This window comes from Xanthomonas sp. NCPPB 2250, assembly GCF_056725265.1.
The window spans coordinates 1,146,964-1,159,588 of sequence record NZ_CM161520.1 but is presented as its reverse complement, the minus strand read 5'-3'; the positions used below and the strand labels follow the sequence as shown (position 1 = coordinate 1,159,588).

The 12,625-nt window shown below is 71.3% G+C and carries 12 protein-coding genes; 4 read left to right on the top strand and 8 right to left on the bottom strand.

All coding sequences use genetic code 11. From position 1 onward, the window contains the following. Positions 1-273 precede the first annotated feature (273 nt). The gene (gene hemL / locus AC1PMG_RS04840; RefSeq protein ID WP_481110841.1) at positions 274-1,566 is read left to right on the top strand and encodes a glutamate-1-semialdehyde 2,1-aminomutase; all 1,293 of its coding nucleotides are present in this window, start codon (positions 274-276) and stop codon (positions 1,564-1,566) included. A gap of 73 nt (positions 1,567-1,639) precedes the next feature. Here hemL and azu read toward each other — a convergent pair whose 3' ends face one another. Then, positions 1,640-1,990 carry an azurin gene (gene azu, locus AC1PMG_RS04835; protein WP_481111612.1) on the bottom strand — a complete coding sequence of 117 codons (351 nt, stop codon included), beginning with the start codon at positions 1,988-1,990 and terminating at the stop codon, positions 1,640-1,642. Between the two features lie 332 nt (positions 1,991-2,322). Here azu and AC1PMG_RS04830 point away from each other — a divergent pair, with 332 nt between their 5' ends. Further along, entirely contained in the window at positions 2,323-2,940 is a 618-nt protein-coding gene (locus AC1PMG_RS04830; protein ID WP_481111611.1) for an HAD-IA family hydrolase, read from the top strand. A gap of 9 nt (positions 2,941-2,949) precedes the next feature. Here the strand turns inward: AC1PMG_RS04830 and AC1PMG_RS04825 are convergent, their stop codons facing one another. Beyond that, complete coding sequence (locus AC1PMG_RS04825) at positions 2,950-4,182, bottom strand: acetylornithine transaminase (protein WP_267106700.1); 1,233 nt, start codon at positions 4,180-4,182, stop codon at positions 2,950-2,952. Between the two features lie 321 nt (positions 4,183-4,503). Between AC1PMG_RS04825 and AC1PMG_RS04820 the strand changes: the two genes are divergently transcribed. Further along, complete coding sequence (locus tag AC1PMG_RS04820; RefSeq protein ID WP_342072858.1) at positions 4,504-5,373, top strand: ion transporter; 870 nt, start codon at positions 4,504-4,506, stop codon at positions 5,371-5,373. A 4-nt stretch (positions 5,374-5,377) separates the two neighbouring features. Here the strand turns inward: AC1PMG_RS04820 and AC1PMG_RS04815 are convergent, their stop codons facing one another. From AC1PMG_RS04815 to AC1PMG_RS04800, 4 genes are all read right to left on the bottom strand, one after another. Continuing rightward, on the bottom strand, positions 5,378-5,800 hold the full coding sequence (locus AC1PMG_RS04815; protein ID WP_242160544.1) for a VOC family protein: 423 nt from the start codon (positions 5,798-5,800) through the stop codon (positions 5,378-5,380). 117 nt (positions 5,801-5,917) lie between these two features. Next, positions 5,918-7,078 carry an ROK family transcriptional regulator gene (locus AC1PMG_RS04810; protein WP_481110840.1) on the bottom strand — a complete coding sequence of 387 codons (1,161 nt, stop codon included), beginning with the start codon at positions 7,076-7,078 and terminating at the stop codon, positions 5,918-5,920. Positions 7,079-7,248: 170 nt separating this feature from the next. Continuing rightward, complete coding sequence (locus tag AC1PMG_RS04805) at positions 7,249-8,064, bottom strand: SDR family oxidoreductase (RefSeq protein ID WP_481110839.1); 816 nt, start codon at positions 8,062-8,064, stop codon at positions 7,249-7,251. A 125-nt stretch (positions 8,065-8,189) separates the two neighbouring features. Further along, a complete protein-coding gene (locus AC1PMG_RS04800; protein WP_295841114.1) occupies positions 8,190-8,852 on the bottom strand; it encodes a serine/threonine-protein kinase in 663 nt (220 codons plus the stop codon). A gap of 330 nt (positions 8,853-9,182) precedes the next feature. On the opposite strand from AC1PMG_RS04800, the gene AC1PMG_RS04795 reads away from it, so the two are divergent. After that, positions 9,183-11,195 carry a bifunctional DedA family/phosphatase PAP2 family protein gene (locus AC1PMG_RS04795; protein ID WP_481110838.1) on the top strand — a complete coding sequence of 671 codons (2,013 nt, stop codon included), beginning with the start codon at positions 9,183-9,185 and terminating at the stop codon, positions 11,193-11,195. A gap of 89 nt (positions 11,196-11,284) precedes the next feature. Here AC1PMG_RS04795 and AC1PMG_RS04790 read toward each other — a convergent pair whose 3' ends face one another. Both AC1PMG_RS04790 and AC1PMG_RS04785 read right to left on the bottom strand, forming a co-directional pair. Beyond that, complete coding sequence (locus tag AC1PMG_RS04790; protein ID WP_481110837.1) at positions 11,285-11,761, bottom strand: protease inhibitor I42 family protein; 477 nt, start codon at positions 11,759-11,761, stop codon at positions 11,285-11,287. Between the two features lie 278 nt (positions 11,762-12,039). After that, the gene (locus AC1PMG_RS04785) at positions 12,040-12,621 is read right to left on the bottom strand and encodes an LON peptidase substrate-binding domain-containing protein (RefSeq protein ID WP_048491782.1); all 582 of its coding nucleotides are present in this window, start codon (positions 12,619-12,621) and stop codon (positions 12,040-12,042) included. Between the last annotated feature and the right edge of the window lie 4 nt (positions 12,622-12,625).

The window sequence follows — 12,625 nt, the reverse complement described above, 5'->3', positions numbered from 1 at the left end:
GGGGCTAGCCGCTCCCTTCTCCCACCGGGAGAAGGTGCCCCGCAGGGGCGGATGAGGGTACGGGCGAAGCCTCGTGCATCCAAACACCTAGCGTCGCTTCGCACCGTACCCTCACCCCAACCCCTCTCCCGATGGGAGAGGGGCTTGTCACTGCGCGGCGCCGACCGCAGCGAATAGGCAACATGGCGCACACCGTCAGCAGCCGCGACAATAGACGGCCTCGCTCCGCGCCCGGCCGGTCGGCCTGGCCAGCATCGCCAAGGATTTCCGCTCATGTCCCATTCCCGCTCGCATGCCCTGTTCGCCCAAGCGCAGTCGCTGATTCCCGGCGGCGTCAATTCGCCGGTGCGCGCCTTCAAGTCGGTGGGCGGCGAGCCGTTCTTCGTGCAGCGCGCCGATGGCCCGTACCTGTACGACGTCGACGGCCACCGCTACATCGACTACGTGGGCTCGTGGGGGCCGATGATCGCCGGGCACAACCATCCGGCGGTGCGCGAAGCGGTGCAGCGCGCGATCGGCGATGGGCTGTCGTTCGGCGCGCCGTGCCCGGCCGAGGTGACGATGGCGCAGACCATCACCCGGCTGGTGCCGTCCTGCGAGATGGTGCGCATGGTCAACTCCGGCACCGAAGCCACGCTGTCGGCGGTGCGGCTGGCGCGCGGCGCCACCGGGCGCAACCGCATCGTCAAGTTCGAGGGCTGCTACCACGGCCACGGCGATTCGTTCCTGGTCAAGGCCGGCAGCGGCATGCTGACCCTGGGCGTGCCGACCTCGCCGGGCGTGCCGGCCGGCTTGAGCGAACTCACCGCCACCCTGGCCTACAACGATGCCGAGGGGGCCACCGCGCTGTTCGAGGAGATCGGCCACGACATCGCCGCGGTCATCATCGAGCCCGTCGTCGGCAACGCCAACTGCATCCCGCCGCGCCCGGGCTATCTGCAACACCTGCGCGACCTGTGCACGCAGCACGGCGCGCTGCTGATCTTCGACGAGGTGATGACCGGGTTCCGCGTCGCCCTGGGCGGCGCGCAGGCGCACTACGGGGTCACGCCGGACCTGACCACCTTCGGCAAGATCATCGGTGGCGGCATGCCGGTGGGCGCCTATGGCGGGCGGGCCGACCTGATGCGGCAGGTGGCGCCGTCCGGGCCGATCTACCAGGCCGGCACGCTCAGCGGCAATCCGGTGGCGATGGCCGCGGGGCTGGCGATGCTGGACCTGATCCAAGAGCCGGGCTTCCACCAGCGCCTGGACACGGCCACCGCGCAACTGTGCGCCGGCCTGGAAGCCGCCGCGGCGGCGGCCGGCGTAGCGGTCACCACCAACCAGGTCGGGGCGATGTTCGGGCTGTTCTTCACCACCGAGAAGGTGGAGACCTATGCGCAGGCCACCGCCTGCGATACCGCCGCGTTCAACCGCTTCTTCCACGCGATGCTGGAACGCGGCGTGTTCCTGGCGCCGTCGGCCTACGAGGCCGGCTTCGTCTCCAGTGCGCACGACCAGGACGTGCTGGAGGCCACCATGGCCGCGGCGCGCGAGGCGTTCGCGGTGGTCGCCGCCGGCTGAGATGCCGGCGCCACGCCCCTGGCATGACGTCAGCACGCGGCGCCGATGGCCGGCGCCGCGCCGCTGCGCTGGATCAGCCGAACACGAACTTGCCCTTCATCACCGCCCAGTGTCCCGGGAACGAGCAGAAGAAGGTGTAGTCCCCGCCCTTGCTCAGCTTGGCGGTGGAGAACTTGACCGTGTCCGACTGCCCGGCGCCGATCACCTTGGTGTGGGCGATGATCCGCGGATCGTTCTTGGGCAGGTAGTTGTCGGCCAGGCTGGAACTGGTGCCGGCATTGGCCACCGCCTGGAAATCCGGGGTCTTGGTCAGCACCCAGTTGTGGCCCATCACCGCGGCGGCGAGCTTGCCGCTGTGCTTGAGCGTCACCGCCACCTCGGTGCAATCGGCCGCGACCTTGATCTGGGGCTGGTCGAAGGACATCTGGTCGGTGCCGGTGATGGTCACCGCGCAGGTCTTGGCCCAGGCGGCAGGCGCGAACGCGAGGCCGGCAAGGACGAGCAGCAGGGATGGGAACTTGGTGTTCAAGACGGATTCCTCGGCAAGAAAGACAACACTGCGCCACGGCAGGTCGCGCGCGCGGCGGCGTGCCCCGACTGTCGGCCGGCCCGCGATGGCTTGTCAACGACAAGCGATGGCGCATTGCATCATCGGCACGCGCTGCGGCGCGCGGCAGCGACTCCGCAGAGCGGCGTGAGCTTCGCTGCTCCCGCACCACGCCAACCGCCACTCACCCAGGCCTCTTCATGTCCGCAATGACCCGCGCGCGGCCGGCGCTGCTGCTGCTCGATTTCGACGGCGTGCTGGCGCGCTACACGCGTGCCGACCGCATCGCCGCACTGGCCGCGCACTGCCGCTGCGAGTCAGCACAGGTGCGCGAGGTGCTGTTCGGCTCCGGACTGGAGACCGCCTACGACGGCGGCGAACTCGACACCGCCGCCTACCTGCAGCGATTGAGCGCGGGCCTGGGCGCCGCGGTGGACGCGGATGCGTGGATCGCCGCGCGGGTGGCGGCCAGCCGCGCCGACGCCGGCGTGGTCGCGCAGGTGCTGGCACTGGCCGAGCGCGTGGCCATCGGCGTGCTGACCAACAACGGCGCGCTGATGGCGCAGGCGATGCCGCAGATCGTGCCCGCGCTGTTTCCGCTGCTGCACGGGCGCGTGCTGTGCAGCGGCAGCCTGGGCGGGCGCAAGCCGGACGCGACGGTGTATCGGCACGCGCTGACGCACTTCGCTGTCGCCCCGCGGCAGGCGCTGTTCATCGACGACCTGTTCGTCAACGTGCGCGGCGCCCGCGCGATCGGCATGGCCGCGGAAACCGCCAGCGGCGCGCGCGCCCTGCGCCGCGCGCTGGCGCGGCATGGCCTGGGCTGAGTCGCCGACTCAGCGCGCGGCGAGGTAGGCGCGCAGCGCGCTGCGCAACCGCGCCAGGCCTTCGCTCAGTTCGGCATCGGTGAGGTTGAGCGCGGGCACGAAGCGCAGCACGTCCGGGCCCGCCTGCAGGGTCAGCAAACCATGCGCGGCGGCGTGGTCGAGGATCGCGCCGGCCTGTCCGGCATGCGCCGGCGCCAGCACCGCACCCAGCATCAGCCCGCGGCCGCGAACCTGCGAGAACAACGCGAACTCGTCGTTGAGCGCCGCCAGGCCGGCACGCAGCGCCGCCGATTGCCGCGACACGTTGGCGGCGATCGCCGTCGAGGCCAGCTTGCGCAGCGCCACCCGCGCCACCGCCGCGGCCAGCGGGTTGCCGCCGAAGGTGGTGCCGTGCGCGCCGAACTGCATGGTCTCGGCGACCTTCGGCCCGGCCAGCAGCGCGCCGATCGGGAAGCCGCCGCCCAGCGCCTTGGCCAGGGTCACGATGTCGGGGGTGACCTGGTCCTGCCAGTGCGCGAACAGGGTGCCGGTGCGGCCCATGCCGCACTGGATCTCGTCCAGCACCAGCAGCGCGCCGTGGTGGTCGCACAGCGCCCGCACCTGCGCCAGGAAACCCGGCGCCGCCGGCATCACCCCGCCCTCGCCCTGCACCGGCTCCAGCATCACCGCGGCCACATCGCCGGCGGCCATCGCCGTTTCCAACTGCACGATGTCGTTGAAGTCGACGTAGCGGAAACCGCCGGGCAGCGGCTCGTAGCCTTCCTGGTACTTGGGCTGCGCGGTGGCGGTCACCGCGGCCAGGGTGCGGCCGTGGAAGCTGCCGCGGAAGGTGACGATCACCCGCCGCTGCGGCGGCCGGCCCTGGGCGGTGGCCCACTTGCGCACCAGCTTGATCGCCGCCTCGTTGGCCTCGGCGCCGGAATTGCACAGGTAGGCCTTCTCCGCGAAGCGCGAGGCCACCACCAGCTCCTCGACCAGGCGCAGCGGCGGCTCGCTGTAGAACACGTTGCTGGTGTGCCACAGCTTGCCCGCCTGTTCGAGCAGCGCCGCCTGCAGGTCCGGATCGTTGTGGCCAAGCCCGCACACGGCGATGCCGGCGGACAGGTCGATGTAGTCGCGCCCCTCGCTGTCCCACACCCGCGCGCCCTGGCCGCGCTCCAGCACCAGTTGGCGCGGACGGTAGATCGGCAGCGCGTAGCGTTGGCCGAGGGCGATCAGCTCCGCGGCGGAAGAAGCGGTCATCGAGGCAGTCCTGCGGGGAAAGCGCCGATTATAAGACCGCCGGCAGCGCACGGCCGGGGACTGCCGGCCGCCACCTGGACCGACGTGGCGGCAGGCTGCTGTGCCACACCGCCGCCGCCCACGCGCGTGCCGCAGCAACCCCACCACGCCGTTGCTCGACATGTGGGAGGGACTTCAGTCCCGACGCTTCAGCGCTACGGCGTCGGGGCTGAAGCCCCTCCCACAGGGGGCTCTGCAGCAGCCGCGTCGCATCCGATCGGGACGCCGCCTGCCGCGGCGTGCGCGCCCGCGACCGCAAGGCGGCTCGGGTAGCATGGGCGCATGCGATTTTTTCTCGATTCCCAGCTCGCCCCGGCGACCGAGCACGGCTGGCGGCGCCGCTGGTTCGACATCATCTACCGGCACGACACCAAGCCTTCGCGCAACTTCGACCTGTTGCTGGTCGCGGCGATCCTGGCCAGCGTCGCGGTGATCCTGGCCGACAGCGTGCCGGCGCTGCACACCCGCCACGGCAGCACCCTGTACGTGCTGGAGTGGGGCTTCACCGCGCTGTTCACCGCCGAGTACGCGCTGCGCCTGGCCACGGTGAAACGGCCGCTGCGCTATGCGCTGAGCTTCTGGGGCGTGATCGACCTGTTGTCGATCCTGCCCACCTACATCTCGTTTCTGCTGCCCGGCGCGCAGACCCTGCTGGTGGTGCGCGTGCTGCGGGTGCTGCGGCTGTTCCGCATTCTCAAGCTGACCCGCTACGTCGAGGAAAGCAGCCTGCTGGTCGATGCGCTGTGGCGTAGCCGACGCAAGGTGTTCGTGTTCCTGTTCACGGTGATCACCCTGGTGGTGATCTTCGGCGCGTTGATGTACGTGGTCGAAGGCCCGGCCAACGGCTTCACCAGCATCCCCACCGCGATGTACTGGGCGGTGGTGACGATGGCCACGGTCGGCTTCGGCGACATCGCCCCGCTCACTCCGCTGGGCCGCGCCATCACCTCGGTGCTGATCCTGATCGGCTACAGCATCATTGCCGTGCCCACCGGCATCTACACCGCGGAACTGGCCAACAGCCTGCGCGATGCCGACCGCAGCCGCGCGCCGGATCGACGCACCTGCGCGCACTGCGGCCTGCACGGCCACGACCGCAACGCCGGCTATTGCCGGGGCTGCGGCCAGGCGTTGCCCGAGACGGTGCCCTGAGCCCTTACCAGACGCCGGTGTTCGGCATCGACGCCCACGGCTCGGCCGGCGCCAGCGCTTCGCCCTTCTGCAGCAGCTCGATCGAGATCAGGTCCGGGCTGCGCACGAAGGCCATGCGCCCGTCGCGCGGCGGACGGTTGATGGTCACGCCGAGCGACTGCAGGTGCGCGCAGAGGGCGTAGATGTCGTCGACTTCGAAGGCCAGGTGGCCGAAGTTGCGGGCGCTGCCGTAGTCCTCGTCCGAGCCCCAGTTGTAGGTCAGTTCGACCTCGGCTTCCGGGTTCTCCGGCGCGCCGAAGTACACCAGGGTGAACTTGCCGGCTTCGTTCTCGATGCGGCGGGTTTCGTGCAGGCCCAGCCCTTCGGTGAAGAACTTGCTGGTCTTCTCCAGGTCGTGGACGCGGATCATGGCGTGCAGGTATTTCATCGTGACAACTCCGAGGGTGGGGGATGGGACGCGCGCCGTACCGCAATGGCGCGCGGAAAGGGCGCATAGGGTAGCGCCGGCGGCGTGCAGGCATGGCGACGCCGCGGCGGGACCGGTTCAGCGGAAATAGCAGGCCTTCAACGGCAGCACCGCCGCGCCCACCGCGCTGGCATCGGCGGTGGCGGCGGCCGGCAGCAGCCGCGGCAACGGCCGCGCCTGGCCGCGGCGCGGCTGGTTGTCGATGCGCACGTGCGGAATCAGCCGCGTCGCCAGTTCGCGCGGCATGCGCCCGCCGAACACCACCGCCTGCGGATCGAAGATCGCCACGATCGCCGACACGATCAGCGACAGGCCAGGCGCCACCCGCGCGATCCAGCGCTCGATCGCCGGCCACGCCGGATCGTAGGCGGCCAGCAGCGCGCGGATGTCGGGCAGCGCGATGCCGTCCTCGGCCAGCAGTTGCCGCAACAGCTCCAGCGTGCCGCGCTCCAGCCCCTGCTGCGGCAGCATGCCGGCAAATTCGCCGGCGTTGCCGTGCGCGCCGCGCAGGCAGGTGCCGTCGATCACCACGCCGCCGCCCAGGCCGTAATTGAAGTGCAGATAGGCGAAGTCGCGGTATTGGCGGCCGATGCCGAGCAGGCTCTCGCCCGCCGCCGCCACCGTGCCGTCGTTGTCCACCCACACCGGCAGGCGCAGCGCCTCGGCCAGCCAGTCGCCGATCGACAGCTCGCCCAGCGCGCGCAGCGGCTCGGGCGGATTCATGTGCACACCGTCCTCGACGAAGAAGCCGGTCATCGCCACCCCCGCGCCCAGGCGCGGACCCAGCCCGGCGCCGGCCGCCGCGGTCAGCGCCGCGTCGGCCTCGCGCAGTTGCGCCAGCAGTGCGGCCGGCTCGGTCGAGCGCAGCGCATGCTCGGCGGTGCCGCGGATCTGCCCGCTGAAATCCAGCAACGCCAGCGACAGCGCATCGGTCGCGATCGCATAGCCGACGGTATGGCCGTAGCCGGGATTGAGCGCGATGCCCGCGCCCGGCTTGCCGCGGCCCGCGTGCGCCAGCGAGGCGCCGATCGCGACCAGGCCGCGCTCGGCCAGCGCGTCGACCAGACGCACCGCCGACTGCACGGTCAGCCCGGTGCTGCGGCTGAGATCGGCGCGGGTGGCGGTGCCGGCCAGGCGCAGGCGATCGAGCATGTGCCGCTCGTTGTCGCTGAGATCGGCGTGGATGGCGTGGCGGGACTCGGGAAGACGCGGCAGGGCGACGGCGACTGGAGCGGGCATGGGCGGCGGTGGCGTGAAGACCCCGGCAGCATAGCCTCGCCGCGCGTGGTCATCGCGGCAGCGAACGCGATCGGATGGAACAGAGCGTTTTTGCAACGCGTCGCCGCCCTTGCGATCGCGGCTCGCAACGCCCGGACGCGCGGCCACGGCACGCACGGCCACGCCGGGTCTCAGTCGAGGAACAGGTCCGGCAGCAGCGGCTGCGACGGATCCAGCGCATAGCCGGACAGCTCGTGCACCCCGGCCTCGGCCAGCACCGCGTCGTCGATCAGGAACTGGCCGTAGAAGCCGGCCGCCGGCCGGGTCAGCACGGCGTGCGCGGCGTCGGCCATGATCTCCGGGCGGCGGCCGTTGCCGGCATCGACACCGGGAATCATGTTCAGCGCCTCGGTGGCGATCAGCGTGCGCGGCCACAGCGCATTGACGGCCACGCCCTGCGGGCCGAACTCGCCGGCCAGGCCGAGGGTGACGAAGCTCATGCCCATCTTGGCCAGGGTGTAGCCGGTATGCGGCGCCCACCACTTGGGATCCAGCGACGGCGGCGGCGCCAGGGTCAGGATGTGCGGGTTGGCGCTGCGCAGCAGGTGCGGCAGGCAGGCCTGTGCGCACAGGAAGCTGCCGCGCGCATTGACCTGCTGCATCAGGTCGAAACGCTTCATCGGCGTCTCCAGCGTCCCGCGCAGCCAGATCGCACTGGCGTTGTTGACCAGGATGTCGATGCCGCCGAAGACCTCGACCGTCGCCGCCACCGCCGCACGCACCTGCTCCTCCTCGCGGATATCGCACTTCAGCGCCAGCGCGCGCCCACCGGCCGCCTCCACCGCCGCCGCGGCGGTGTGGATGGTGCCGGGCAACTTGGGATTGGGCACCGCCGACTTCGCCGCGATCGCCACATTGGCACCATCGCGCGCCGCCCGCAGCGCGATCGCCAGCCCGATGCCGCGCGAGGCGCCGGTGATTAGGAGGGTTTTACCTTGTAAGGTCACGGGATTGGGGAGTCGGGATTGGAGATTCGCCAAAGCTTAGCGCCTCGCCGTCCCAGCCAGCGCACTCGCAGACGCAGCGATCCGCCGTTACCAATCCCCAATCCCGAATCCCCACTCCCGGCCCTTCAGGGCTTCGGCCCCTGCCCCTCGTTGTCTTCCCACTTGAGCAGGCGCCGGGTCACGAAGCGGTACACCGGCTTGCCGCTGGCGAACCACAGTTCGCGCACCCAGGAATGGCGCTTGAGCAGGCGCCGCTCGACCGGGGTCAGGGCGTGCGCGCAGTACATGCGCTTGTGCTTGAGCAGATGGCGCAGGTCTTCGCGCGCCAGCAGGCGCATCCAGCGCGAACGCGGCGCGCCGCGCACGGCGAGCTGGAAATCGATCAGCGCCGGGCTGCCGTCGGCCAGCACCAGCCAGTTGGCCTCCTTGGCCAGGTCGTTGTGCGCCACCCCGCGCCGATGCACCTGCTGCAGCAGGCGCCGCGCAGCGCGGAAATAGGCCAGGTCGCCGCGCGGCGGCCGCTGGTACATCGCCGCGCCGTCCAGGTAGCTGCGATCCAGGAAGGTACCGTCCCAGCCGCGCAACTGCGGCGTCGCCGCCATGCCGTTCAGCTGCCGCAAGGCGAGCGCCTCGCGCCGTGCCAGCCACCATGCGGGCAGCCGCAGCCACCACGGCGAGGCGGTGAGGTCGCGGCGGACGAAGCGCGCGTCGCCCTCGCCCAGCAGCAGGATGCGGCCGAAGCTGTCGGCCTTGAGGATCTGGACGGTGCGGGAAGCGGGGGCAGGCATCCGGCCAGTGTAGAGCGTGCGCCGCGCTTTGACGGGTCTGCACGGTCGCCCGTCACGCCAGACAGGCACCTGGTCCGGGGCTGGTCACCTGGGCGGCGTGCCAGGCGCCACCGCACGCCGCATCGGCGGATCGGCCGCCGCCCTGCGAAGCGGCGGCGTCACGCACCGGCCCCGGCGCGGCGGCGCTGCCATCACCGGCACGGAACGGCGATCACGACGTGCCCGACGGCTGACCAAGTCTGCCGGGCGGCCCGGTTGCGCAAGGCCGGTCGCCCGACACGGCACCCCGGCGCTAACGGACCGTCATCGTGCTCCCTCTATACTTGCCCGATGAATGCCTCATGGACCGATGCCACGCTGGAGTGGATCGCAGCACACCCCATCCTGGCCGGCGCGGTCATCTTCGCCATCGCGTTCTGCGATGCGGTCATCATCCTCGGCACCCTGGTGCCGGCGCTGCCGCTGCTGTTCGCGATCGGCGTGCTGATCGGCCTGGGCCAGATCTCCGGCCCGTATGCGGTGGTCAGCGCCGCGCTAGGCGCGCTGATCGGCGATGCGCTCAGCTATTGGGTCGGCTACCGCTGGGGCGACCGGTTGCGCACCTACTGGCCGTTCAAGCGCTACCCGCAGTTGCTCGACCGCGGCGAGGCGATGTTCCGCCGCAACGCCTTCAAGAGCATCCTGGTGGCGCGCTACGTCGGCGCCATCCGTCCGTTCGTGCCGGCGGTGGCGGGCATGATGAAGATGCCGCTGCGGCGCTATCTGCTGCCCAGCAGCGTGGCCGCGGTGACCTGGTCGCTGCTGTTCCTGGGACCGGGCTGGCTGCTGGGCCAGGCCTACGACGCGGTGGCCGCGGTCGCAGGGAGACTGTTCCTGGTCCTGGGCCTGCTGGCGCTGGCGCTGGGCCTGGTGTGGGCGATCGTGCTGTACGGCTACCGCTGGTCGGCCGGGCACATGGACGCACTGCTGGCGCGCGGCCTGGACTGGTCGCGCCGGCATCCGGTGCTGGGCCGCTACTCGATCGCGGTGTTCGATCCGCAGCGGCGCGAATCGGTGCCGCTGGCGATGCTGGCGGTGATGCTGCTGGCGCTGGGCTGGGGCTGGTTCGCGCTGCTGATGGTGGTGGTGGCGCACGGCGAGCCGCTGCGCCTGGACCTGGCCGTGCACGACCTGATGCTGGCCCTGCGCAACCCGCTGGCCGACTATCCGATGACCGCACTGGCCTCGCTCGGCGACTGGCAGGTGCTGCTGCCGCCGACCGCGCTGGGCCTGCTCTACCTGGCCTGGCGCCGGCGCTGGATGGCCGCGGCGCACTGGCTGGCGGCGCTGGCGTTCGGCCTGGCCCTGACCAAGCTGCTCGGCACCACGGTGCACGTGGTGCGGCCGCCGGCGGCCAGCAGCGGTTTCGGCTTCCCCTCGGTGGCGGTGACCATGGCCACCATCAGCTTCGGCTTCTTCGCGGTGCTGATCGCACGCGAGTTGCCCGGGCGCTCGCGGGTATGGCCGTACCTGCTGTCCGGCGCCGTGGTGACCCTGATCGGCTTCGCCCGCCTGTACCTGGGCGCGCACTGGCTCAGCGACGTGGTCGGCGGCATGCTGTTCGGCATCTTCTGGCTGCTGGTGCTGGGCATCGCCTACCGCCGCCGCTTCAACCGCGGCTTCTGGATGAAGCCGCTGGCCTGGCTGTTCTACGGCGGCTTCGCGATCGCCGCGCTGTGGTACGCGCCGCGCCAACTGGAACGCAAGCTGGCCAAGTTCGAACCGCCGCCGCCGCAGGTGACCCAGCTGGCCGACGCGGCCTGGTGGCAGCACGACTGGCACACCCTGCCGTCGCGGCGCAACGAGTTCGACGACGACCAGCGCTGGCCACTGGACATCCAGGTGGCCGGGCCGCTGGCGCCGCTGCAGCGCCAGCTCGAAGCGGCCGGCTGGCGCGTGCAGCCGCAGGCCGGCTGGCAGCAGGCGCTGCAGTTGCTCGACTACAAGGCCACGCCGGCGCAGGTGCCGGTGCTGCCGGCCACGCTGGACACACGCGTCGAATCGCTGCTGATGCTGCGCCCCGGCCCTAATCCGGACGAGCTGTACGCGCTGCGGCTGTGGCCGGCGCCGGCGCGCCTGCAGCCGGGCAACGTGCCGCTGTGGCTGGGCAGCGCGCAGAGCCTGCGCTACGAACGCCACTTCAACCTCATCGGGTTGTGGCGGCCGCTGCGCGGCGCCGATCCGGCGCTCAACGCCGTAACCGAGGCGCTGCACGCGCTGCCCACGCGCAAGGACATGCACCGCCGCAGCGAAATCCCGGTGCTGCTGGTACGCAGCGAAGGCGAAGCGCCGCCTTCGCCCTGAGCGGCGGCGGTACACACCTCAGCTTCTGACCGATCGGCGCCGCGCCGGCGTTGCGCTGCTCTGCAGCCGCCGGCGGGTGGCGATGGCGGCTACTTCACCTCGACCCGGATCGAACGCGAGTCGGTGGCACGATCCTCCCAATGCCGCGAGTAGACGAGTTCGATCGCGCCGCTGCCGTGACCGGTGGCCTTGAAGGTGTAGGTGACAGTGCTGGGGCAACCCATGCGACCGGTGGCGCAGGCCGTACCGGGTGCATGCTCGATGTCGAGCAGCGCCAGCGGCGCGGGCAAGCTGCGCAAGGCCCAGGCGCTGCCGGTCGACCCGTTTTCGGAGAGGGTGACCGCGAACAGTTGCCCGCGCTGCAGGGCGAACGGCTTCATCGACGGCGCCAGGCAGGTCTTGGGCGACACTTGATCGGCATTGCCGGTGACCAGGGCGATAGAGCCGCGCGGGCAGTCGGCCTGACTGGCTGCGGCAGCGGGCGCGGGGGCCGTCTCGGCGGCGATGGCGGGCAGGCTCGGACAGCCGCCGGCGGACAGCAACAACAGCAGGAAGGAACGCCTCATACGAAGTCCTCGATCGTGCGTGGATAGGACGTCAGGCCGCCAGGGCGGGATGCCGTTGCCGGCGGCCGGGCGCGGCCGCCGATCGCTGCCAAGCGTGGCCCGCGCCTGCTAGCGGCGCGCTGAATGCCGTCTGCGGCGCGCACGAGGGCCGCCTGGGGCGTGATCCATCGAGAACAACGCGTGGCGATCGGGGCTGATGATGGCGCAGCGCCGCACGGATATTGGCCGCCGTGCTCTACGTCAGGCCAGGACGGCGACACCGCCCTCGCCTGCCTCGCTCAGGGAATCCAGGCCAGCAACTGGTCCAGCCGCGCGTGCGGGTCGTCTTCCTGCAGCAGCGACAGGCGCTGGCGTTCGTCCAGCGGCAGCAGTTCGGCCATGCGCCAGCCGACCCAGGCGGCCTGGTCGAGCTGGCGCGGGCCGGCAAGCGGATACACCGCGGCGGCCTGGTCGAGGATGCTGTCGAGCACGGTCGCCAACAGCGCATGCTGCGGACGCAGTTCGTCGTCGCCATCGGCCTCGCGCCATTCCACGTCGCCGACCACCAAGCCGTTGTCGCGGACCCGGCTGCGCAGCACGTGGAAGCGCCGCGCGCCGCGCAGGCTCAGCACCAGCACGCCGTCGGCGCCGACATCGAAATCGACGATGCGCGCCTCGGTGCCGAACGCCGCCGGCACCGCCGGGGCGCCGGTCTCGCTGCCGTCCAGGATCAGGCAGACGCCGAAGCCGCTGTCGGTGCGTCCGCATTCGCGGACCAGGTCCAGGTAGCGACGCTCGAACACCCGCAGCTTGATCGAGGCGCCGGGCAGCAGCACCGCATGCAGCGGGAACAGCGGCAGCGTGGTCCGCTGCGCGCTCACGCGC